21 protein-coding genes are annotated in these 24004 nt (G+C 61.6%); 20 read left to right on the forward strand and 1 reads right to left on the reverse strand.

What is annotated here, in order from left to right:
- From IK083_10455 to IK083_10550, 20 genes are all read left to right on the forward strand, one after another.
- On the forward strand, positions 1–1386 hold a 1386-nt coding region (locus tag IK083_10455), incomplete at its 5' end, for a hypothetical protein (GenBank protein ID MBR4749975.1).
- A gap of 1 nt (position 1387) precedes the next feature.
- Entirely contained in the window at positions 1388–2449 is a 1062-nt protein-coding gene (locus IK083_10460; GenBank protein ID MBR4749976.1) for a hypothetical protein, read from the forward strand.
- Positions 2450–2462: 13 nt separating this feature from the next.
- On the forward strand, positions 2463–4043 hold the full coding sequence (locus IK083_10465) for a hypothetical protein (GenBank protein ID MBR4749977.1): 1581 nt from the start codon (positions 2463–2465) through the stop codon (positions 4041–4043).
- A 1-nt stretch (position 4044) separates the two neighbouring features.
- Complete coding sequence (locus IK083_10470; GenBank protein MBR4749978.1) at positions 4045–4716, forward strand: histidine phosphatase family protein; 672 nt, start codon at positions 4045–4047, stop codon at positions 4714–4716.
- Between the two features lie 777 nt (positions 4717–5493).
- A complete protein-coding gene (locus tag IK083_10475; GenBank protein MBR4749979.1) occupies positions 5494–6183 on the forward strand; it encodes a DUF1559 domain-containing protein in 690 nt (229 codons plus the stop codon).
- A gap of 122 nt (positions 6184–6305) precedes the next feature.
- The gene (locus IK083_10480; protein ID MBR4749980.1) at positions 6306–7037 is read left to right on the forward strand and encodes a prolyl oligopeptidase family serine peptidase; all 732 of its coding nucleotides are present in this window, start codon (positions 6306–6308) and stop codon (positions 7035–7037) included.
- Positions 7038–7070: 33 nt separating this feature from the next.
- Positions 7071–9041, forward strand: coding sequence for a pyruvate formate-lyase (locus IK083_10485; GenBank protein ID MBR4749981.1), 1971 nt, complete (start codon positions 7071–7073; stop codon positions 9039–9041).
- A 124-nt stretch (positions 9042–9165) separates the two neighbouring features.
- Entirely contained in the window at positions 9166–9984 is an 819-nt protein-coding gene (locus tag IK083_10490; protein MBR4749982.1) for a glycyl-radical enzyme activating protein, read from the forward strand.
- A gap of 238 nt (positions 9985–10222) precedes the next feature.
- Entirely contained in the window at positions 10223–11896 is a 1674-nt protein-coding gene (locus tag IK083_10495; GenBank protein ID MBR4749983.1) for a ribonuclease J, read from the forward strand.
- Positions 11897–11905: 9 nt separating this feature from the next.
- Positions 11906–12979, forward strand: a complete 1074-nt coding sequence (locus IK083_10500; protein ID MBR4749984.1) for a YchF family ATPase — start codon at positions 11906–11908, stop codon at positions 12977–12979.
- Positions 12980–12999: 20 nt separating this feature from the next.
- Complete coding sequence (locus tag IK083_10505) at positions 13000–13551, forward strand: cupin domain-containing protein (GenBank protein ID MBR4749985.1); 552 nt, start codon at positions 13000–13002, stop codon at positions 13549–13551.
- Positions 13551–15224, forward strand: a complete 1674-nt coding sequence (locus tag IK083_10510; protein ID MBR4749986.1) for an AMP-binding protein — start codon at positions 13551–13553, stop codon at positions 15222–15224. Before IK083_10505 ends, IK083_10510 begins: the two co-directional genes overlap by 1 nt.
- Positions 15208–15759, forward strand: coding sequence for a cupin domain-containing protein (locus tag IK083_10515; GenBank protein ID MBR4749987.1), 552 nt, complete (start codon positions 15208–15210; stop codon positions 15757–15759). The genes IK083_10510 and IK083_10515 overlap by 17 nt, the downstream gene beginning before the upstream one ends.
- Complete coding sequence (locus IK083_10520; protein MBR4749988.1) at positions 15732–16547, forward strand: glycosyltransferase; 816 nt, start codon at positions 15732–15734, stop codon at positions 16545–16547. The genes IK083_10515 and IK083_10520 overlap by 28 nt, the downstream gene beginning before the upstream one ends.
- A gap of 19 nt (positions 16548–16566) precedes the next feature.
- Positions 16567–17826 (forward strand): hypothetical protein, encoded by a 1260-nt coding sequence (locus IK083_10525; protein MBR4749989.1) that lies wholly within the window; start codon positions 16567–16569, stop codon positions 17824–17826.
- Between the two features lie 191 nt (positions 17827–18017).
- Positions 18018–18269 carry a hypothetical protein gene (locus IK083_10530; protein MBR4749990.1) on the forward strand — a complete coding sequence of 84 codons (252 nt, stop codon included), beginning with the start codon at positions 18018–18020 and terminating at the stop codon, positions 18267–18269.
- A complete protein-coding gene (tgt, locus tag IK083_10535; GenBank protein ID MBR4749991.1) occupies positions 18266–19378 on the forward strand; it encodes a tRNA guanosine(34) transglycosylase Tgt in 1113 nt (370 codons plus the stop codon). Before IK083_10530 ends, tgt begins: the two co-directional genes overlap by 4 nt.
- A complete protein-coding gene (locus tag IK083_10540) occupies positions 19375–20706 on the forward strand; it encodes an MFS transporter (protein MBR4749992.1) in 1332 nt (443 codons plus the stop codon). The genes tgt and IK083_10540 overlap by 4 nt, the downstream gene beginning before the upstream one ends.
- 175 nt (positions 20707–20881) lie before the next feature.
- Positions 20882–22729, forward strand: coding sequence for a beta-galactosidase (locus IK083_10545; GenBank protein MBR4749993.1), 1848 nt, complete (start codon positions 20882–20884; stop codon positions 22727–22729).
- Positions 22730–23174: 445 nt separating this feature from the next.
- On the forward strand, positions 23175–23468 hold the full coding sequence (locus tag IK083_10550) for a hypothetical protein (GenBank protein ID MBR4749994.1): 294 nt from the start codon (positions 23175–23177) through the stop codon (positions 23466–23468).
- A gap of 98 nt (positions 23469–23566) precedes the next feature.
- On the opposite strand, the gene IK083_10555 is transcribed toward IK083_10550, so the two are convergent.
- A partial coding sequence (locus IK083_10555) for a hypothetical protein (GenBank protein ID MBR4749995.1) occupies positions 23567–24004 on the reverse strand: 438 nt, incomplete at its 5' end.

Below are 24004 nucleotides of genomic sequence, written 5' to 3' on the forward strand. Positions count from 1 at the left end.
AACGGCCCGAGCGACAGCGAGTGGGCGGAATACTACCGGGAAAAGGGCTATATCCGGGAGCTGATACCCCTGGAGCCCTGGGAGCTTGCTGCCAGATTCAGAGGCGAGCTGAAGGGGGCGGCAGTGTGGGACCCCGGGCTCACCTCCACGGTCAACGCGGCCTGCGCCGCGGCGGGGGCGGAGGCCCTGGCCGTGTGCACCCCGGAGCTGGCGGACAGGCTGAATATACCCGTGAAGCTGGACCTGCGGGGGCGTTTTTCCACCGACCGCGAGGTGTATGAGTGGATGTGGAAAAAAGACGGCGGCAGCTTTTCCCGGCAGGCCCTGTGCTCCCTGGAGCCCATGGCGGCGGGAGCCTGGCTGCGGGACTACACCATCCAGCACCGGATCTTCACCTTCTGGGTGCGGAGCGGCAGCTGCGGCATCCCGGGGGGCCGTCCCGGGGACGAGGACGCCATGCAGACCATTATGGCCCGGTTCCCCTCCAACATACCGGTGCTGGGCTTCTGGCAGGCGGGAGACGCGGACGAGGGCCTCACGGAATACGGCGGCCTCATCTTTGCCGGCCGGACCGGCAAATATACGGTGGTCTCCGACTGGACCCCCAATCTGTCGGTGCACAGCGGCATCCGGGCCCGGGGCCCCTTCCGGCAGAGCCCTCCCCGCAGACTGAAATATGACCCGGCCAAAAAATACGTCATGGTCACCCAATACGAGTCCGGCGACTGCCCCTGGTACTGGCTGAGGCTGCAAAAGGCCAACTGGCTGCAAAAGGAGCGGGGCAGCTTTCCCATGAACTGGTGTCTGGGGCCCCGGACGGCGGAGCTGATGCCGGGGGTGCTGGAATGGTTTTACGCCAACAGCGCCGGCAGCGACTGCTTCTTCTGCGCCATGTCCGGGGCGGGCTACACCATGCCCCGTTATTTTGCGCCGGAGGACCCGGGGGCAAGGCGGGCCTTTCTCCGGGACACGGTCCGGGATATGAAGCGGCTGGACCTGTCGGTGATCAGCCTGCACACGGACCACTGGTACAGCGAGCCGGAGCCGGCGGAGGCCTACGGGGAATACGCGGAGCTGAAGGGGGTAAAGGCTGTGCTGGCGGACTTTGGCCGCAACGAGACCCTGCCGCCGGAGCGGTATGCCGAGCTCTGCGGAGGCGCTCCCGTCTTCCACACCCAGAACCGCTGGGACATGCATGAGACCCCGGAGACCCTGACCCGGGACATACTCGGGGCCAAGGGGCAGTTCATCAGCGTCATGGCTCTCAGCTGGACCCTGGACCCGGCCAAAATATACAAGGCCCTCTCGGCCCTGCCCCCGGAATACCTGATCGTGAGATGCGACGAGATGGCAGACCTGTTTTTGCAACGGCAAGGAGAACGATGAAATGGCGTCAATGACTACTCATGAGAGAATAAAAAGGATGTACGAGCACCGGGAAGCCGACCGGGTGCCCATTATAGACGACCCCTGGGCCTCCACCCTTGAGCGCTGGACCGCCCAGGGCATGGACCGGCCCTTTTACGAATATTTCGGCATAGACCGGATAGTGAGCGTGGGGGCGGACGTCACCCCCCGCTACGAGGCGAAGGTCATAGAGGAGACGGAGGACTACTCCATATTCACCTCCCCCTGGGGCGTCACCATGAAGAACTGGAAGCACATAGGGGGAGTGCCGGAGTTCCTGGACTTCACCATCAGGGACGAGGCCTCCTGGGAGGCGGCAAAGCAGAGGATGGTCATGGGCCCGGACAGGATAGACTGGGGCTTTCTGGAGCAAAACTACCCCAAATGGCGGGCTGACGGCGAATGGCTGTCCGCCAACCTGTGGTTCGGCTTTGACGTCACCCACTCCTGGATGTGCGGCACCGAGAGGGTGCTCATGGAGATAGCCTACGGCAGCGAGTGGATACAGGACGTGTTCAGCTACTGCCTGGACTGCTCCCTGGCCCTGTTTGACCTGATGCTGGAGCGGGGCTACGCCTTCGACGAGATCATGTGGTATGACGACATGGGCTACAAGCAAAACACCTTTTTCTCCCTGGCCACCTACCGCAATATACTGAAGCCGGTGCACCGGCGGGCCTGCGACTGGGCCCGGGAGAGGGGCATGAAGGTGCATCTGCACTCCTGCGGGGACGTGCACACCTTTATCCCGGACCTGATGGAGATAGGGGTGGAGATGCTGAACCCGGTGGAGGTGAAGGCAGGCATGGACCCGGTGGCGCTGAAGAAGACCTACGGGGACCGGCTGGGCTTTCACGGCGGGATCAACGCCCTGCTCTACAACACCCCGGACAAGCTGTGGGAGGAAATGGAGCGGATAATACCCGTGATGAAGGAAAGCGGCGGCTACATCCTGTCCAGCGACCATTCCGTGCCGGACTGCGTCACCCTGGAAGACTTCAGGACATTCACCGACCTGGCCAAAAGGCTGGGCACATACTGAGAGGAGAACATCTATGCGTCAAAGCTACGTTGGCATATGCGGCAGAGAAGCCGTATATGAGCTGCCCGGCCATCTGAAGGATCAGACCGTCGCCGGGGCCCCCGCCTGCCTGAAGGCGGACAAGGAGGGGACCTGCCTCCGTATCACCGGCGTCAGCCCCGGCAGGGGGCAGATAGTCCTGTCCGGAGGCGTCCGGCTGAACGCCGCTGTGTTCAGGGAAAAGGAGGTCTTTCTGGTGCCCGTCATCAGCTGCAACTACCACGACGGCTGGAACCCGGGCATCCAGAACGAGGTGGGGCACCCCCGGGCCTGCGGCCCGGACATGGGGGGCAACGCCTTCAACTACGCCCGGCGCCTGGCGGACATCATACACGGGGCGGGGCTGCCCGTCACCTGGCTCACGGACGGCTATTCCTGGCGCTGCAACCCGGAGGAATTCGGGGAATACGCGGCCGGCGGCGACGAGATCGGCTTTATGCCTCCCAGCTACAGCCACTACAACACCCGCAACTACAACCTGTTTCTGAGCGAGCTTGAGACCTTCAAGACGCTGGAGGGGCAGCTCGCGCACCTGCGGAACCTCTCGGGCAAAAACATACGCACCGCCGGCATAGACCAGTTCATAGGGGCCATAGGCACCAACATCCTGAAGGCGGTGACCCGGCTGGGCATCACGGCCCTGTGGGGCATAGGCCTGGACCACAAGGAATGCGACACCAGCATGTATCACTACGGCTGCCCCTGGAATCCCTACAGGCCCTCCGTCGCCAACTTCCGCATACCCGGACGCGACAACGCCGGCCCCTGGATCTTTGACTGGACCTACCGGGACCTGGTGAACACGGTGCATACCCCGGGAGTCAACTCCGGCGCCGTGTATTTCAGCACCGACGTGGACGACATCTACAACTGCCGCATAGCCTATCATCAGCCGGACTATTACCACAGGATAGCGTCAAACCTGCTGGCCAATCTGGAGGACAACGATTTCGCCGTCATGGTGGTGCATCAGGAAGACCACGACTCCGGCGACGACGAGCGCAACGCCTGGCTGGGCCGCTTTTTCGAGACCCGGCCTCCCCTGACCCCCGCTACCCTGGGGGAGACGGCGGACTGGCTGGACCTGAAATACCCGGACCGGGCGGAGCCCGTCCAGAGCCTGTATCTGGAGGACCCGGTCACCTGCCACGACAAGGTGTTTTTCTACTCGGGCAGCACCCCCAAGCCCGCAGACTGGCCCGAGACCGGCTCCTACCGGCCCATGTGCGCCTATTATGACGCGGACACCCAGGTGATATTTGAGCAGGGCGAGCACGCCCCCTTCCGCTATTTTGACTATTCCCGGCAGCCGGTGGTCCCCGAGGACGGCTGGGTGGAGCCGGAGAGCCTGCCGGAGATACGGGTGGACCGGGCCGAATACGACGGCCGCGCCCTGACCCTGGACATAGAGGCGTCGGAGGACTGCCCGAAATACCCCTTCGCTCTGTGGACCGGCCTGCCGGCACCCCGGGGCGCGGCAGGGCTGAGAGGCGGCTTTTTTATCTTTGTCTCTCTGAAAAAGGGCCCAAACCGCATACGGCGGGAGGCGGATTAGCATGCTGCTCTATCTGGTGCGCCACGGCGAGACCGGCTGCAACCTGAGCAAGATCATACAGGGGCAGTCGGTGGTCTCCCACCTGAACGGCACAGGCATCCGGCAGGCGGAGCTGGTGAGGGACCGCATCAAGGGCTACCGCATAGACCGGGTCTATTCCTCCCCCCTGCTGAGGGCAACTGAGACGGCGGAGATCATATGCGGCGCCCTGGGCCTGCCCTTTACCCGGGAGCCCCTTCTCAGCGAGAGGAACTTTGGGGTGCTGGAGGGCAAGACCCGGGAGGAGATAGAGCGGCTGTTCCCCTCGGACCGCACCCCCTGGCGCCAGACCTATATCACCGCCCCTCCCGGCGGGGAAAGCCTCAGGGACGTGGCCAACAGGGCCCGGCTCTTCGTCGAGCAGCTGAAAAAGACCCACGCCCCCTCGGACAGAGTGCTGGCAGTCACCCACGGAGGCGCCCTGAGAGGCATAGCCCTGTGCCTGCTGGACCTGGAGCCCGAGCACTGGCGGCTGCTCAGCTTTGACAACTGCTCCATCACCGTGTTTGAGCTGAAGGACAGGAACTATCTGAAGCGCCTGAACGACACTGCCCACCTGGAAGCCGAGGGCCTGACCCCCGCCGAGGACGCGGACAACACCCCGGCCTCCCTCTCCGCAGTGAAGGAGCGGTAAGCCGCCGCCGGGCCCGTTCAACACTGACTTCATCCCGGCGCCTCCAACCGGGCAGTACGCCCTCCCGCGTCATCCCGGCGCCTCCGCGTCCCGTTCAACATCAACGTCATCTCGGCCCAAATCGCAACATATGTAATGCGTCAGCATTACGCGATTTGGGGTAAGAGATCCACGGAGGGGCCCATTTGCCTCTTCCTTGCTCCGGCAGAGCCGGAGAAGGCAAATGGGAGGGACCGTATCGCGGGGCAAGGATAAGCCCTGATCGGAGGCATGGTTTTCCCCCTGCAAAGCCGTTGGCTTTGCAGGGGGAAAACTCTTTTGTCATCCCGGCGGAAATGGCAACAGATCAAACGCGTCAGCGTTTGGCCATTTCCGGGAAGGGACCTTGGGGTCCCCACGAATAAAAGTATTCGTGGGGTGTAGTTCCGGAGGGGCCCGCCAGCCGCATTCCTTGCTCCGGCTCTGCCGGAGGCGGCTGGTGGGAGGGGCCGTCTAAGCGGGGTACGGATAATCCCGGTCATCGGTCCCCCGGAGGACCCTGATCCTGAGCCCCCGGCGGTGGACTTTATTCCTTGCCCGAAGTCTGTCCTTTCATTACAGGGGATCTCTTACCGCCTCCACAGGAGGCGCCGAGATGACGTCTGAATTGACCGCCGGGATGACGAGACAACACCCTCAGCCGGCGCCTCCCCGAAAAAAACCGCTTTTTTTTGGAAAAATCCGCGAAATGGTGTATAATAGATATATCAGCATCCGAAAAATCGTAAGGAGGATCATATGAAAAAAGGTTTTACGCTCATCGAACTCCTGGTAGTGATAGCCATCATCGCCATTCTGGCGGCTATTCTCTTCCCCGTGTTCAACAGCGCCATGGAAAAGGCGCGCCAGACCCAGTGTATGAGCAACGCCAAGCAGCTGGGCACGGCTTTTATCATGTATCTCAGCGACTGGGACCAGACCTTCCCCAAGGGCATCGTCAAGGATGACGGCAGCATGTGCATCATAGGCGACAACGAATGGTGCGTGTACGAAGGCCACGACGTAGTGCACAACGACCTGCAGGCCAACAGGATGAAAAACTTCTCCTGGAGGGCCCAGATAGGCAACTACGTGAAGAACGACAGCATGTTCTATTGCCCTTCGGACACCACGGATGCCGGCGACAGCTGGCAGGTGAACTTCAGGATCGCCTCCTACCGCTACAACTTCCTGATGTGCTGCGGCTCCACCGGCAACTTCGGCAATCCCGCTTCCAAGTCCATCAAGATGAAGAACATTGCCAAGCCGGCAGATTATCCTCTGCTGTATGAGACCGCCAGCTTCCATTCGCAGAACAAGATAGTGGACAGCTTTTCCGAAAACACCATGATGATATTCTGCGACGGCCACGCCTCTCTCAGCCGCCTGGGTGATTACTACAACAGCGGCGACGGCGGCGTCCACGTGGACGGCCACTGGCCCAAATAAAGCATTGCGTTTGCTCCTCCCCGCTCCGGCGGGGAGTTTTTTTGCTTTCCGCTTCCCGCCCCGGTCTTTTTTCCCTTTGTTTCTGCTATAATGGAGTTGGAAACCACCAAGGAGGAAGCCCTATGAACGACACCCTGGCCGACGCTGCCATCAGCATTGACAACATCGATCGGTTTGCCTTTACCAACGTGTCCATAGTCCGCCGGCCCGTCAAGGGCATAGTCCTGTCCTTTCACGGTCTGGGCTTCGGTTCGGAGATCACCGAGCAGAACGACCGCACCCGCCGGCTGGCAGACATGGGCGTAGTGTACATATTTCCCTACTACGGCCCCTGGAGCTGGATGAACCGCTCCGCCGTCAGATACGCGGACGCCCTGGTGGAGGCCGTGTTCCGGGGCTTCGGCCTGCCGGAGGACACCCCCATAGTCGCTTCCGGAGGCAGCATGGGCGGCCTGGCGGCGCTGGTGTATCCCGTGTATGCCCGCCGGACCCCGGTGGCTGCGGCGGCGGACAGCCCGGTCACTGACCTGGTGTTTCATTTCGGCGAAAGGGACGACCTGCCCCGCAGCATCCTCTCCGCCTTTGGGGACTACAGCTGCTCATTGGAGGAAGCCCTGTGCTCCGCCTCGCCCCTGCATCTGGTGGAGGAGATGCCCCGCATCAGATACTATATTGTCCACGGAGACAGGGACGACGACGTGATCAAACAGTACCATCCGGACAAGCTGGTGCCTGTGATGAAAAGCCTGGGGCTGGACGTCACCTACGTAGAGGTGCCCGGCATGGAGCACTGCCGTATGGGCAAAGCCGCCGAGGGCTTTGACCGGTTTATCGAAGAAAGCCTCGGCTTCTGACACAAGGGAGGCGGCCCCGGGCCGCAGCATGACATGGATCGATCACTCTACAACTACATCTTCAACAAAGAGCATCACGCCTTCCGGCGCCCCTTCGGCCGGGAGCTGGCGGAGGACTACGCCGCCCGGGGCCTGAGCCCCGAGGAGAGGATGGCGGACCGGCTGAAGCTGGTGGCCGCCATGGAGGAGCCCCGCATACTCAAGGGGGAGCAGATAGTCTTTCTGCGCACCGTCACCGACGTGCCCCACATCTTCACTCCGCAGGAGTGGGAGGAGCTGCAGAGCCGCTGGCACATCCATGAGCTGGGCTACATGAGCAACGTGTGCCCCGACTACGCCCGGATGATCGGGACGGGCCTGGAGGAGGCCCGCAGGACCGCGGACGGGCTGCAGCGGGGGATCATCGACGCCATACTGGACCTGGCAGACAGATACAGAGCCGAGGCGGAGAGGACCGGCAGGGAGGACGTGGCCCGCATCCTGGCCCGGGTGCCCCGCTATGGCGCCGCCGGCTTCAGGGAGGCCCTGCAGGCCTTTCGCATCTACCACTATTTCCTGTGGCTGGAGGGGGACTATCACAACACCATCGGCCGCTTTGACCAATTTATGTATCCCTATCTCCGGAAGGACCTGGACGAGGGCGTCCTCACGGACGCCGAGGCCCAGGAGCTGCTGGACGACTTTTTCCTGTCCTTCAACAAGGACTCGGACCTCTACACGGGGGTCCAGCAGGGAGACAACGGCCAGAGCATGATGCTGGGCGGCCGGGACTCCGAAGGCCGGGACACCTTCAACAGGCTGTCGGAAATGTGCCTGGTGTCCAGCCGGCGCCTGGGCATGATAGACCCGAAGCTGAACATCCGGGTGAACAAGGACACCCCCTTCGAGGTCTACCGGCTGGGCACTCAGCTCACCAAGGCAGGCCTGGGCTTCCCCCAGTATTCCAACGACGACAGGGTGATCCCCGCCCTCATAGGGCTGGGCTACGACCCGGAGGACGCCCGGGACTACACGGTGGCGGCCTGCTGGGAGTTCATCATCCCCGGCAAGGGCAGGGACATCACCAACATCAGCGCCCTCAATCTGCCTCTGATGGCCGAGAGAGCCATACGGAAGGACCTGGCCTCCTGCCGGGACTTTGAGGCCTTTTTCGCCTGCGTGGAGCGGGAGATACGGGAGGAGTGCGACAGGATCGTCGCCGAGACCGACAACGTGTGGTTTATCCCGTCCCCCTGGCTGGACATGCTCATGGACGAGATCAAGTACCGCAACTACGGCATACACGGCACCGGCATAGCCTCCTGCGCCGACTCTCTCACCGCCATCAAAAAATACGTGTTTGACGAGAAGACCCTGTCCCCGGAGCGCATACTGCGGGCCCTGGAGACGGACTACGCCGACGACCCCGAGCTGCTGCACCTGCTGAGATACGAGACCCCGAAGATGGGCCGGGACGAGGAGGAGCCGGACCTGATGGCCCGGAGAGTGCTGGACGCCTTTGGCAGCGCCCTCAGGGGCAGAAAGAACAAGCAGGGCGGCATCTGGAAGGGCGGCACCGCCACAGCCATGTACTACCTGTGGCACGCCGCCGAGGTGGGAGCCACCCCCGACGGGCGCCGGAAAAACGAGCCCTTCGGCACCAATTTTTCACCCAATCTCTTCACGGAGACCCGGGGCCCTCTGTCGGTGATACGCTCCTTTACCAGGCAAAACTTTGACAGCGCGCCCAACGGAGGCCCCCTCACCCTGGAATTCGCCGGCGGCATCTTTTCCAGGGAAGACTCCATAGACAAGGTGGCGGCTCTGGTGCAGTATTTCATCCAAAGGGGCGGCCACCAGCTGCAGCTCAACTCGGTGAACCCCGAAGCCATGCGGGACGCCCAGCTGCACCCGGAGAACCACCGGTCCCTGGTGGTGCGCATATGGGGCTGGAGCGCCTACTTCGTGGAGCTGGACAAGGAGTATCAGGACCACGTGATAGCCAGACAGGAATACACCGTCTGACCCCGCCCCGGCAAGGCGGCTCAAGGCACACGGGCCTGCGCCGGCAAGCGGCGCAGGCTTTTTTTGCCCGCCCTCAAGCGGCAAATACCATCAAGGCCGGGACAGGTCCGGCTGCGGAGCAGACATGAGCGTAACAGGTATCATATTTGACATCAAGGAGTTCGCCCTCCACGACGGCGAAGGCGTCAGGACCACTGTGTTTCTGAAGGGGTGCCCCCTCAGGTGCCTCTGGTGCCACAACCCCGAGGGACAGAGCCCTCTGCCCGAGCTGTTTCAAAAGCGGGGCTGCCGGGAGTGCGGCCTGTGCCGCAGAGGCTGCAGCCACCCGGACTGCCGGCCCTTCGGCAGGTGCCTGCACGTGTGCCCCGACAACCTGATCACGGTGGCGGGACGGGAGACCGACCCGGTCAGCCTGGCCCGGGAGCTGCGGAGACGCTCGGACGCCTTTGGCGGCATCACCCTCTCCGGAGGCGAGCCCCTGCTGCAGCCGGAATTTTCCCTGGCCCTGCTCCGGGAATTCGGCGGAGCGGAGGGCGACACCTGCCTGGAGACCTGCGGATACGCCCCGCCGGACGTGTTCCGCCGGGTGACGGAGGCCTGCCGCTGCGTGTATATGGACCTGAAGCTGGCAGACCCGGCAGAGCATAAAAAATACACCGGCCGGGACAACGCCCTCATACTGGCCAACCTGGAGACGCTCAGAGAGCGCCGGGACGGCTGGCTGCTGCGGGTGCCCCTCATCCCGGGCATCACAGACACGGAGGCCAACCTGACAGCCCTGGCCCGGCTGGCAGGCGGCGCCCCGGTGGAGCTGCTGGAATACAACCTTCTCGCCGGCGCCAAATACGGCGGCCTGGGCCGCCGCTACGGCGTCGCCGGCGGCCGGTGCCTCTCCGCCGGGGAAGCGGGCCGCTATTTTGACAACCCCCGGGTCCGGCGGTGAGCCTGCGTCGTTCTGATGCAGATGCGCTTCGGCAGGCGCGCAGCGCCTGCCGAAGCGCAATATTTTATTAAGCCATTCGCGGGCGCGGAAGCGCCCGCGAATGGCGCCTCTCTCCGGGCGGGCCGTTTTCCCGCCCCCCCGCCGGCCGTTCCGGCGGCCTCGCTTTTCTTATGGCCCGAAATATGATATAATAATATGATGAATACAATGACAGAAACTAATAAGGAATAGCGCATCTATGACCCTGCCCTTTGCACCGGACAGCCTGGCCATCATCCCCCTCGGAGGGGTGATGGAGATAGGCAAAAATATGACCTGCTACGCCTATGGTGATGACATCATCATAGTGGACTGCGGACTGAAGTTCCCCGACGACGACATGCCCGGGGTGGATATAGTCATTCCGGACATCAGCTTTTTGGAGGAGCACTCGGACAATATCAGGGGCATCTACCTGACCCACGGCCACGAGGACCACATCGGGGCGCTGCCCTACGTGCTGCGCAGGATCAACGTGCCCGTCTACGGCACCCGGCTCACTCTGGGCTTCGTGTCCAACAAGCTGGAGGAGCACCGGCTGCTGGACAAGGCCTCTCTCTTCGAGGTGGCGGCGGGAGACGCGCTCACGGCCGGCAGCTTTGAGATAGAATATTTCCAGGTGGCCCACTCCATACCGGACACCTGCGGCCTGGTGATCCGCACCCCTCTGGGGTCGGTGGTGCAGACGGCGGACTTCAAGTTCGACTCCCACGCGGTCAACGGCTACACGGTGGACCTGACCCGGCTGGCGGAGATAGGCAAGGAAAAGATCATCGCCTTTCTGTGCGACACCACCAACGTGGAAAAGCCCGGGCACACGGGCAGCGAGCAGGAGGTGGGCGAGTCTCTGGACAGGATCATCTCCGAGGCGCCGAACCGGGTGATACTGGCGGCCTTTGCCTCCAACATACACCGGGTGCAGCAGGTGGTGGACATTGCCGAAAAATACGGCCGCCGGGTGGCCATAGTGGGCCGTTCCATGATAGAAAACTGCCGCATCGCCCAGATCCTGGGCTATCTCCGGATCCCCGAGGAGGTACAGCTCGGCCTGTCCGATCTGGACTCGGCGGACCCTGCCGGGGTGGTGATCATCACCACCGGCAGCCAGGGGGAGCCTCTGTCGGCCCTGAGCCAGATGGCGGCGGAGGAGCACAGATACGTGGACATCATCCCCGGCGACACGGTCATCATATCGGCCACGCCCATTCCCGGCAACGAGGACGCCATCATCAACACCATCAACAGGCTCTTTTCCCTGGGGGCAAACGTCATCTATTCGCCCCTGCACACCGTCCACGTTTCCGGCCATGCCAATCAGGAAGACATACGCATGATGCTCAGCTTCCTGAAGCCTGAAAATCTCATCCCGGTCCACGGGGAGCCCCGGCACTACTATCATTTCTGCCGGCTGGCGGAGAGCATGGGCTACAGCGGGGACCACATCTTCGGGCTCAACGCGGGCGACGTGCTGGAGATCACCCCGGAGGGAGTCCGGACCGGCAAGCATGTGCCTTCGGGCAGCGTGCTGGTGGACGGCCTGGGCGTAGGCGACGTGGAAGACCTGGTCCTGCGGGACCGCTTCCATCTCTCCACCGACGGGGTCATCATAGCGGTCATCACCGTGGACAGCAAGAACAAGCGGCTCCTGGCCCCTCCCGAGATATTTTCCAAGGGGTTTGCGGGGGACGACATAGCCGACACCCTGCTGGAGCCTCTGCCGGAGCAGATAGACGAAAGGCTCCAGGTGGTGTTCACGGACAACGGCTCCAACCCGGAGGCCATCAAGTCCGCGGTGAAGCGGGTGATATCCCGCCACGTTTACGACGCCACCCACCGGCGCCCGCTGGTCATCACCGTAGTCACGGAGTTTTAGGAGAGTGATATGAAAGTAGGCATAGTAGGAGCGTCCCAGAGCGGCAAGACCACCCTGTTCAGGGCCCTGACCCGCTGCAAGATCGCCGTTCAGCCCATAGGCAGCGCCAAGCCCAACGTGGGTGTGGTCAGCGTGCCCGACAGCCGGGTGGACTATTTCGCAGAGCAATACCGGCCCAAAAAGATCACTTACGCTCCCATCGAGTTCACCGACGTGGCTCCGCGGCCCGCGGGGCAGAAGGAGTTTGACGCCTCCTTTTTCAACGACGTGCGCAAGTCCGACGCCATAGTGGCCGTCATCAGGGGCTTTGACAACGAATACGGCGAGGCCCCGTCTCCCGTCAGCGAGATAGCGGCCATCACCGACGAGCTGCTGCTGGCGGACCTCACCCTCATAGAGACCCGCATGGAGCGCATCGAAAAGTCCCTCCACGGGGCCAAGAAGGGCGCGGCCGGCTCTCCCCAGCAGGAGCTGGAGTTCATGAAAAAGCTCCAAAAGTGCCTGGAAGAGGGTTCCCGTCTGAAGGACCTGGAATACACCGAGGAAGAGAAAAAGGCCATGTCGGGCTACGACTTTCTCACCCTGCGGGAGGTCATAGCGGTGCTGAACGTGAGCGAGGAAGAGCTCTCGGAGCCCGGCTCCGTCACCGGCGGCTTCAACTCCTGGTGCGAGGAGAACGGCGTCCCCCACCTGGCGCTGTGCGCCTCGGCGGAGATGGAGATCAGTCAGCTGTCGGACGAGGAGGAAAAGGAGTTCCTGGCGGACATGGGCATTGCCGAGCCTGCCCGGGACGCCCTCATCAAGAAGACCTACGACGCCCTGGGGCTCATCTCCTTCATCACGGCCGGCGAGCCGGAGGTGCGGGCCTGGACGGTGAAAAAGGGAGCCACGGCGCTGGAAGCGGCGGCGGCCATCCACACGGACATAGCCAAGGGCTTCATCAGGGCCGAGATAGCCAACTTTGAGGAGATACTGCCTGCGGGCTCCTGGGAAAACGCCAAGGCCCAGGGCATAGTCAAGCTGTACGGAAAAGAACATATCATAAAGGACGGAGACGTCCTTTACATACGCTGCAAAGCGTAGGCGGAATACAGGAGGATAAAATGACACGCCAAAACAAAGAAATCGCCCAGCGGATAATGTCGCTGAGAGAAGACAACGGCCTGACCGTAGAAGAAATGGCAGCCAAGCTGAACATGCAGCCGGCGGATTACACCATCATGGAATCCGGCGAGATCGATCTGCCCATCAGCCTGCTGGAGACCATCAGCCAGATCTTCGGCATTCAGTTCAGTATCCTCATTACCGGCGACGAGCCCAAGCTGAGGGTCTACAGCGTCACCCGCAAGGGCGAAGGCACCCACATCAACAGAAAGCAGGAATACAGCTACGAGGCCCTGGCCTCCAACTTTCAGGGCAAGAACATGATCCCCTTTGAGGTCACCGTTCCCTGCACGGGCGACGTGCCCGTGGCCACCAACGGACACGAGGGGCAGGAGTTCGACTACGTCCTGGAGGGCAGCATCCATATCATCATCGACGACACCGTGATCACCCTGAATCAGGGGGACAGCATCTATTTTGACTCGACGCACAAACACGGGATGACCGCCGTGGGCTCCACGGCGCTGCTGCTGGTAATGGTGGACGCATGATGAACGGACTATTGGACAGATTTCTGGAGAGGACCGAGTTCTCTTCCTACGCGGATATGAAGCAAAACTACAGGCTGAAATATCCCGCGAACTACAACTTTGCCTATGACGTGCTGGAGGAGTGGGCCCGCACCGCGCCGGACAAGCCGGCCCTGCTGTGGACCAACCCCGAAGGCGAAGAAAAGCGGTTTTCCTTCGGCGAGATCAACGCCTGGGCCAACCGCGTGGCCCACGTCCTGGAGGACAGCGGAGTGGGCAAGGGGGACGTGATCACCCTCATCATGAAGCGCCGCTGGGAGTTCTGGCCTACCATCATGGCCTGCCACAAGATAGGCGCGGTGGTGATACCCGTCAACCATCTCATGAAGAAAAAGGACTTCGTTTACCGTTTTCACGCGGTGGACGTGAAGGCCGTGGTCTGCGTGAACGAAAATATGGTGGTCCGGGAGATAGAGCAGGCCTTTGAGGAATGCCCGGGCATACACACCCGCATTCTGGTAGGCGGCTCCCGGGAGGGCTGGAAGAGCTGGGACGAGCTCACAGCCGCGGCTCCCTCCGGGTGGGACAGGCCCTGCCCCGCCGGCGGCAGGGACCTGATGCTCATGTATTTCACCTCGGGCACCACGGGGTTCCCCAAGATAGTGGCCCACGACTTTCTGTATTCCCTGGGCCACATAGTCACCGCCCGTTACTGGCAGCGCTGCCGGGACGGCGGCCTGCACCTCACCGTGTCCGACACGGGCTGGGGCAAGAGCGTCTGGGGCAAGCTCTACGGCCAGTGGATCTGCGGGGCCTGCGTGTTCGTGTATGACTACGACCGCTTCAACGCCCACGAGCTGCTGTCCCTGGTGGAAAAATACCGCATCACCTCTTTCTGCGCGCCTCCCACCATCTACAGGTTCTTCGTCAAGGAGGACCTGTCCAGGTACGATTTTTCGCACCTGGAGCACGCGACCACCGCCGGAGAGGCCCTGCATCCCGAGGTGTTCAACGTGTTCGAAAAGGCCACCGGCAAAAAGATCTACGAGGCCTACGGCCAGACAGAGACCGTGGCCGTGCTGGGCACCTTTGAGGGCGTGGAGCCCAGGCCGGGCTCCATGGGAGTGGCGTCGCCCCAGTTCGACGTGGACACCATCGACGCCGACTTCAACCCCACCGAGGACGGAGAGGACGGCGACCTGGTCATCAGGCTGCCGGAGGGCGAGCTGCCCCCCGGGCTGCTGAACTGCTACTACAACGACACGGAGATGATCAAGGAAAAGATCAGACACGGCTTCTTCTTCACAGGCGACATGGCCTGGAGAGACGAAGACGGCTACTTTTGGTTTGTGGGCCGCAGCGACGACATCATCAAGACTTCGGGCTACAGAGTGGGCCCCTTTGAGATAGAGAGCGTGCTCATGGAGCACCCCTCTGTGCTGGAGTGCGCCATCACCGGCGCCCCGGACCCCATCAGGGGGCAGGTGGTCAAGGCCACCGTGGTGCTGGCGAAGGGCTACACCCCTTCGGACGACCTGGCCAACGAGCTGAAGGACTACGTGAAGAAGAACACGGCTCCCTACAAGTATCCCAGGATCATAGAATTCATAGACGAGATGCCCAAGACCATCTCGGGCAAGATACGCCGCGTGGAACTGCGCGAAAAGGACAAGACCAATGAAACCTCACATTAAGGAAATAGCCTCCCGCATCCGCTTTCTGAGAGAGGACGCGGGCATATCCAGAGAGAGCCTGGCCGCCAGCCTCGGCATCCCCATCGACAAATACGTCGCCTACGAGGCGGGGGAGATAGAGTTTCCGGTCAGCATCATGGATGACATCGCCACCTATTTCAACATAGAGCTCTCCACCATCATCACCGGCGAAGAGCCCAAGCTGAAGATCTACTGCGTGACCCGCAGCGGAAAGGGCGTCACTGCCAAAAGGTTTTCCGACTACAACTACGAAGCCCTGGCCTACAAGATGGCCAACAAGAACATGGAGCCGTTTCTGGTGACCATCCCCTACGAGGAGGATGCGGAGATAGTGTTTCACTCTCACCCCGGCAAGGAGTTTGAGTTCATCCTGGAAGGCTCCCTGGAGTTCACCGTCAACGGCAAGACCATCACCCTCAGGGAGGGCGACTCCATATTTCTGGATTCCTCCTATCCCCACGGGATCCGCGCCGTCGGAGGCAAGCCTTGCAGAGTGCTGGCAGTGATCAACTGATCAGCGTGGTCATCCCCGTCTTTATCAGGACGGAAAAGCAGCTGGGATGGCTCCGGGAAGCGGTGGCCTCCGCGCTGGCGCAGACCCACACAAATATACAGCTTATACTCGCCGACGATATGTCGCCGGTGAGTATAAGAAGTATTTTGGACACCCTTCCCAAAAGCACCGTGTATTTCCGCAACGGCCAAAACCTCAGGCAGGCCGGCTGCCGCCAAAAGGCGGTGGAGGCTGCCCGGGGGGACGTGATAGCCTTTCTGGACCAGGACGACCTGTGGGAGCCGGATTATCTCCGGGAGCAGCTGCGCGTCCTGGAGGAGCGGCAGGCGGACATGGTGTTCTGCGACCCGGAGTTTCTCGTCATGGACGGGGCGGACAGCCCCGTGCTCAGGCAGGACAGGTCCCGCATACCCGAGAGGAGCAGCTTTTTGTCCCTGTTTCTGCAGGGCAACTACGCGGTGTCCTTCAGCGGGACAGTGATCAAAAAGCAGGCCATAGCGGGCGCCGGAGGCATGGACGGGCGCTACACCTCCATGGACGACTTTGACCTGTATCTGAAGATCAGCGAGCAAGGCTCCGTCATACATAACCCCCGGGTCCTTTACCGCTACAGGATACACGCCGCCGCAGCCAACAGGCGCGTCAGGCTCTTCGGCGACTCGCTGCTGCTGATGCGGCTGTATCTCAGGCACTTTGCCGAAGCCGGTACCGGCGAAAAAAAAGCTATGCTGCCCAGACTGGTGAAAAAGACACTGGCGCTGGCATATTATAAGCTGTTCAACAAATAAACACACAAGGAACGACGTTATGAAAAAACTGATCCTCACACTCCTGGCCATGGCGTGCCTGTCCGCAGGCGCCCTGGCGACCAGCGTCGCGGACTTCGGCGCCGACCCCACGGGCAAGACCGATTCCTCCGAAGCCTTCAACAAGGCCATAGAGGCCGCCAACGCTTCGGACTCCGTCACCCGGGTGGTGAACGTCCCCGGCGGCATTTATCTCATTGACAATCCTGTGGAGCTGGCAAACGGCATATACCTGAAAGGCGAAGGCAAAAAGGCCGTGTCCATCACCATAACGAGGCACGACTTCGTGCCCTTCAGCATGTGGCACGGCTGCCGCATAGAGGGCATGTGCTTCAACTACCCCAACAATCAGGAGACCATACACCCCAAAAAGGCGGAGCCCACCATCATGCTCCGGGGCTGCAACCCCGAGGTGGTGGACGTGTCCTTCGGCGGCTCCTGGACCTGCATCTCCACTCCCGAGGGCGTGGAGACCAACGCCGGCGGCGGCCTCTTCAGGGACATCAACGGCTGGAGCCATTACAGAGGCATAGTCATCTCCGGCGCCATGGACATCAACAAATTCGAGAACATCCACTGGTTCGTGGGGGGCACCACCGTGTCCGACCAGGCATTTTACGCCAAAAACCGGGTCTGCTTTGACTTCGGCAGACAGGACGGCGTCATGATGAACCAGTGCTTCACCATCCTGTCCAAGACCTTCTATCAGCAGCGGCCCACCATCAAGGTGGACGGCAAAAACGAGACTGCCCACTCCCTGCCCCACTTCATCTCCAACTGCTGGGTGGAGCACGTGCAGAACGGCTTTATCTTCGAGGGCAACGGCGGCTTTGCCATCGACTCCTGCCAGATACTCACCTACCCCGGCGGCGTGGGGATAAACGTGTCGAACGACATGATATTCTACAACGCTTCCGTGACTTCCACCCAGGTCCGCTGCACCGGCGGCGGCAATCTCATCGGGCTCATCTACGACCCCAAGAAAAGCCACCCCAGGACCAAGCTGTCCGTGTCGGACTTTCAGGTGATCGACGGCTATCCCGCCGTGAAGATAGGCAAGAACGCCCGCAACTTCACCATGCTGGGCTCCCACCTGATGGCCTCCGGCGGCATCTGGATCGAAAAGGGCGCCGACAAGCTGATGATCTGCAATAATATCATCGACTACTGGCCCGGCGGCTACAGCATCAAGAATCCCAACAAGCCCGGGGACTCCATCATCATCAAGGACAACATAGAGCACAAGATCAAGGAGTTCTGACCCCCGGCCGGGGAAAGGGGCCTGTCCCGTGCAAATACAGCGTCACTTCGTCGGTGAGGGCGTTCTGCCCTCACCGGCAGGAAGCCCCCTGCGATCTGCGGTTTTTCGGGGACCCCGAAGTTTTGGCCGGGATGACCACAGGAACACCACACCCCTCGACCGCCCTCACGGGCGGAGAAAGGACACACTCTATGAACGACAAGGACATACTGCTGGCGGACGGCGGCGGCGAATGGTTTTTGTACAAGACCCCCGGCGGCGCCTATTACGTGCGCTACACCAAGGAGTTTTTTATGCGAAGGAGCGGCCTGGTGCCCTCGTTTGAGGTCGATCGTCTGCCTCTCATCGAAGAGGTCTCCGAGGAGGAGGCCCGGGAGATCTGGCAGGACATCAGGGACTATTACGGCACCGCGGGCAGCGTCTTCGGAGAAGAGGTCACATGAAGTTTGAATTGCTGCAGACGGACTCCGGCGCCAGGCTCGGCAGGCTGACGCTGAACCACTCCGTGGCGGAGACTCCCGTCTTCATGCCCATAGGCACCTGCGCCTCCGTGAAGGCCATGAGCCAGGAGGAGCTGCGGGAGATGGATTTCCGCATCATCCTGGGCAACACCTACCACCTGTATCTGCGCCCCGGCACCGACGTGCTGGAGGCGGCGGGAGGCATACACCCCTTTATGAGCTGGGACCGGAGCGTGCTGACCGACAGCGGCGGCTTTCAGGTGTTCAGCCTGGCGGAGATACGGAGGATCACCGAGGAGGGGGTCATGTTCCGCTCCTACGTGGACGGCTCCTGGCACCGGTTCACTCCGGAGAACGTCATGGACATCCAGCGCAGGATAGGCTCGGACATAGTCATGTCCTTTGACGAATGCATACCCTATCCCTCCACCTACGGCTACGCCCTGTCCTCCACCCTGCGGACCCACCGATGGGCCCAGCGGTCCAGGGCGGCCCATGACCCTTCCCAGGCCTTTTTCGGCATAGTCCAGGGCTCCACGTATCCCGACCTGCGGGAATACAGCGCCAAATTCATGACCGACCTGGACACGGACGGCATAGCCATAGGCGGCGTGTCGGTGGGCGAAGGCCCGGAGCTGATGATGAAGGCTCTGGACTGGAGCATGCCCCACATCGCCGAAGACAAGCCCCGTTATCTCATGGGCGTAGGCACTCCCGAGGACGTCATAGAGGCCGTCATGAGGGGCGTGGATATGTTTGACTGCGTGCTGCCCACCCGTCTGGGACGCAACGGCAGCATGTACACCTCCCGGGGCAGGATCAACATACGCAACAACCGGTTCGTCAAGGATTTCGGCCCCATAGACCCCGAGTGCGGCTGCCCCGTGTGCCGCCGCTATTCCGCCGCCTACATCAGGCACCTGTGCAAATGCGAGGAGATACTGGCGGCCCGGCTGGCCACCTATCACAACATCTATTTTTACGGCAGGCTCATGCAGCGGATCAGGGAGGCCATCCGCCGGGGCAGGTTTCTCGCCTTCAGAGAAGAGTTTTACGCCAAATACCGGGCGGGAAAGGAGCGGGACCTGTGACGCAAAACGAGCTGGGCTATACGCCCGAAGAATACCGGAAGTTCTGCCGCCACGGCCTGGGCTACCTCATCCTGTTCAGCATGCTGTATATGTCCCTGTATTGCTGCCGGCTGAATCTGCCCAATGCCGCCCCGGCTTTTCTGGAGCGGGGCTTCACCAAGCCTGACATAGGCATATTTACCTCCGCCCTGTTCTGGGCCTATGCCATAGGTCAGATATTCAACGGCCGCCTGGCCGAGACCTTCGGCGCCACCCGGTTCGTGGTGGTGTCGGTGGCTCTCTCCATCGTGGCCAATCTGTTTTTCGGCCTCCAGTCTTCCCTCATAGTCATGACCATCATCTGGGGAGTGAACGGCTACGTGCAGTCCATGGCCTGGGTGCCCGGCATCAGCAACATAGCCCGGTGGTTCCCCGGCAAGCGCCGGGGCTTTGCCATGGGCTTTGCCGACGCCTTTTCCGGGCTGGGCCAGGGAGCGGCCACCCTGTCGGTGGCGGCAGCCCTGTCGCTGCTGCCCTCCCTGGGCTGGAAGGCGGCCTTTTTCCTGCCGCCGGTGTTCCCGGCGGTCATGCTGCTCATATTCGTCCTGTTTGCCAGGGACTGCCCCGCCGCCGTGGGGCTGAAGGACTACGCCGAGCCAAACCCGGACACAGCCGCCGCCGAGACGGAGATGAAGCGGCTCATAGCCGAAAAGGGCTTTTTCTACCCCTACAGGCACGTGCTGTCGGACCGCACCTTTTTGCTGTGGCTCCTGATATGCTTTCTCATAGGCATGGTCCGATACGGCCTGACCATCTGGATACCCCTCTATTTTGTAGAGCGCTTTGACATAGACATCACCAAGGGCCTGCTGCAGTCCCTGGCCCTGCCTCTCGGCATGGGTCTGGGAGCCCTGACCGTGCCCACCCTGACGGACAGGCTGTGCCCCGGCAACAGGCTGCCCGCCGTGATGGTCAGCGCCGTGGCCGGCGCCGTCGTCATCGAATCCTTTGTGCTCATCACCCCCGACAGCGCCTTTATGCTGGTCCTCGCCGAGCTCCTGCTGTTTTTGGCAGGCTTTTGCGTCTATTCCGCCTGCGGCACCATCTGGGCCTTTGCCGCCGACATGGGCGGCCGGGTCTTCGGAGGCACCTGCTCGGGCGTCCTCAACTTCGGAGCCTATATGGGCGCCGCCGTCCAGAGCATAGTGTACGGCTTTTTGCTGGACCAAAAGGGCTGGCCCTGGGTGTTCATGACCATAGCCGGCTTTTGCGCCGCCATCTCCCTGCTGGCCTTCCTGCACACCCTCACAAACAAACTCATAAAAAAAGACGCCGAAAAAGGCGCCTGACCGCCCCGGCAGCCTCATTTGCCCCCCGCAGTATGCTATAATAAAAAAAACCGCCGCTGCGGGGCGGCGTCCGGAGGCTGCTCTCCCGCGCTCCATCGCAGCAGACCCGGCAGTCCCGGCGCGCGGATATATGAGAACATCAACGCCCTGCGTGGCGAAAACACAAGAGGTATGTATGGAACTGGTGACAGGAGGCGCCCGCTTTGGGCAGCCCGACGAAAAAGAAGCGCTGGCAAACCTCAAAAAGATGGGGTTTACCTCGGTCCAGATCTACGTTTTCTGGAACGATTTTGAGCCGGCTTGCGGCCGGTTTGACTGGTCTTATTACGACCGCATGGTCCGGCTGATCAAGGAAGCGGGGCTCAGGTGGGTGCCCTTTATCCTCATGGGGCCCCGTTACGCCGCCCCCAAGTGGCGCCTGGAGGAGGAGAGCTTTGTGCCCCTCCGGTGTCTGGAGCACGGCAAGGACTGCCCCATCGAGTCTATCTGGAACCCGGCCTTCAGGGCCCACGTGTCCCGGGTGCTCAGGGCTTTTGCCGACCACTATATGCCCATGGACGTCATAGAGTCGGTGATGCCCGGCATCTGCGGCGACTACGGCGAAGCCATCTTTCCCGTGAGGGGCAACTGGCCCGGGGCCTATCACGGCCACGACGGCTTTTGGTGCGGCGGAGACGACGCCGCGGAGGACTTCAGGAGCTGGCTCAGGAGCAAATACGGCACCGCCGACGCCCTGAACAAGGCCTGGCGCAGCCACTTCGGCTCCTTTGAGGAGGTCCGCCCGGAGCCCATTCACACTCTGCCCTCCCGCACCGCCCATCTGGACCAGGTCACCTGGTACCGGGAGGCCATGAGCCTCTACAGCCGCTTTTGGCTGGACGAATGCCGCAAGGCCTTCGGCGACAGCGTGTCCCTCTACATGTGCACCGGCGGCTGGGAGGAGCCCTGGCACGGCTCCTGCTTTGCCGACCAGGCCAAATACGCCGCCGAGTTCCGGGGCGGCCTGCGGCTCACCAACGAATGCAACAAGTTTTACGAAAACATAGTCCGCACCATCTACACCTGGTCCGCCTGCCAGTTTTACGGCGCATATATGGGCCTGGAGCCCGTGGGCCCCATCACTCCCCGGGGCTTCCGGGAGAGAGTGTTCGGCTCCATGGCCTACCGCAACGGCCAGATGCACAGCTACTACGGCAACGTGTTCGACGGCCTCAGCTGCCGGGTCAATAAGGCAGATTGGGAGATGCTCCTCAAACACGCCGACCCCGGCAAGACCCCCAAGTCCATCGCGGTGTTTTATCCCTCCGACCGCAGCGTGCTGGACGGCGAGATGCCCGCCGAGTTCAACGAGGCCGTGAAGCTGCTGAGAAAATACTATCCCATCAGCATGGTCAGCGAGCAGATGATCCTGGACGGCGCCCTTGACGAGACAGAGGTGCTCATCATGGCCTACGCCAAGTCCACCCGCAGCGAGGTGCTGCAGCTCATCGCAGAGTGGGCCCGGACCAGGGGCAAGGCCCTGCTGTCCAACGGCCCCGTGCTGGACGTGGAGCTCCGGCACGTGGCGGAGTTCGACGCTCTGTTCGGCATGAACGGGGACACCGACTGGGCCACCGGCCACGTGGACCACATAGTCCACGAGACGGAGGGACTCCCCAACGTATGCTCCATCGACAAGATACACGTGATGGACAGCTACGTGAACTTTGACCCCGGCACGGTGCTCATAGCCTCCAACAAGCCGGTGGACATGCGGGCCGGCATGCAGGTGCCCGAATGCTCCTGCCTCTTCATGAAGACCACCGACGCGGGCTGCCGGTGCATCATGTATTCCGGCGACTGCGACATGGAATACGACGCCGAGAAGGAATTCCCCTCCGCTCTGGCTTTCCCCGCCCTGCTGAAGGACGCCGCCGCCATGGCCGGCATAGAGCCCTGGGAGCTGAAGCCGGGCGAGGTGGCCAAGGCCGACCTGCCCGCCGGGACCCTGACTCTGACGGAAAACGACATCCGTCTGGAATAGACACACGGATACAGACGAGCCTTCCCCTGCGGCTGCGCATGGGAAGGCTCTTTGTCATCCCGGCAAAAAAACGTCACTTCGGCGGTGAGGGCATTCAGCCCTCACCGGTAATACGGGGTCCCCACGAATAAAAGTATTCGTGGGGTGAAAAGAAGTCTCCTCGGATAGAACCGCGATCCAAGGCTGCTTTCCCCGGCGGTATGTTGCATCCTCGACCGTGACCCGGGCTCGCTGTATGAGTATTGCCGGAGACGTTTCTCCGATCGGGCGGCATGGTTTTCCTCTCCCGGCGGTGGGCATGGCGCCGTACCGGAGCCTGTCCTTCCACTACAGGGGATCTCGCCGCCAGGCTCTGCGGAAGCGCTTCGGAGGCGCCGGGATGACGGCGGATATGGTATAATATTACAGGACGCCCAAAAACGGCCGTCTGAAAAGGAGACCCTTGATGATAAAGATCGATACCGATATGCACTATCCGTACAAGAAGCTGTTTGACGTCATGATAGACACGGGTAAGCTGTGCTTTGAGACCGTAGGCAGGGATGAGGAGGGCAGGCTTATCCTCCACAAGTCGCGCACCGTCAACGTGAGCAGCGCCTACGGCGAAGAAGACGAGTATTACGTGCTGTCGCAGGAGGAATTCGAGGCCTGCGCCAGGAAAGCCTGCAAGAACAGGCATATCGGCAAAAAAGACCTGGCAAAGTATATCCCGGGAGCAAAAGACCGGCAGAGCAAATAACACCTGCGCCCTTTGACCGAGCCTCCCCGGCCGGACAAAAGCGCCACCCTGCGGGATCTGCGATCCCGCAGGGTGAAGCGCTTTCTGCGTCTTATCGGTCAGTCCTGTTTCTTTGAGGCGGCTTCCCTCTCATCCAGCTTTTTCAGCGCGTCCTGCAGCCAAATACCGCTGCCGTCGAACATATGGATGAAGCGGAGCCGCTGCCTTTCGTCCAGCATATCCCTCAGGGTCTGCTCGTATTCCACATACACCTTGCCTCTTTCGCCGGGGGCCCTGAGACCCAGCATCTTATTTGCCGTATCTTTGTTCAGCCCGAGCAGCGCCTTTTTCTGCTCGTCGTTCAGGCGGAGAGAGTGATGCTCCAGAAAACCCGCCTCATACAAAAGCCCGTAGCCTCCTCCCATATAACTGAAAGCGTAGCCTTTGAGAGACTTGCCCATGGACGAGTCGGAGTATTCTCTCAGCTGCTCGGGATACAGGATCTGCCTGAATGCCGCCTCGTATTCCGCGCCGATAGCCTTGTTTTCCTCCAGCAT

It is taken from the genome of Abditibacteriota bacterium (assembly GCA_017552965.1).
In the GTDB taxonomy this organism is placed as follows: domain Bacteria; phylum Armatimonadota; class UBA5829; order UBA5829; family UBA5829; genus RGIG7931.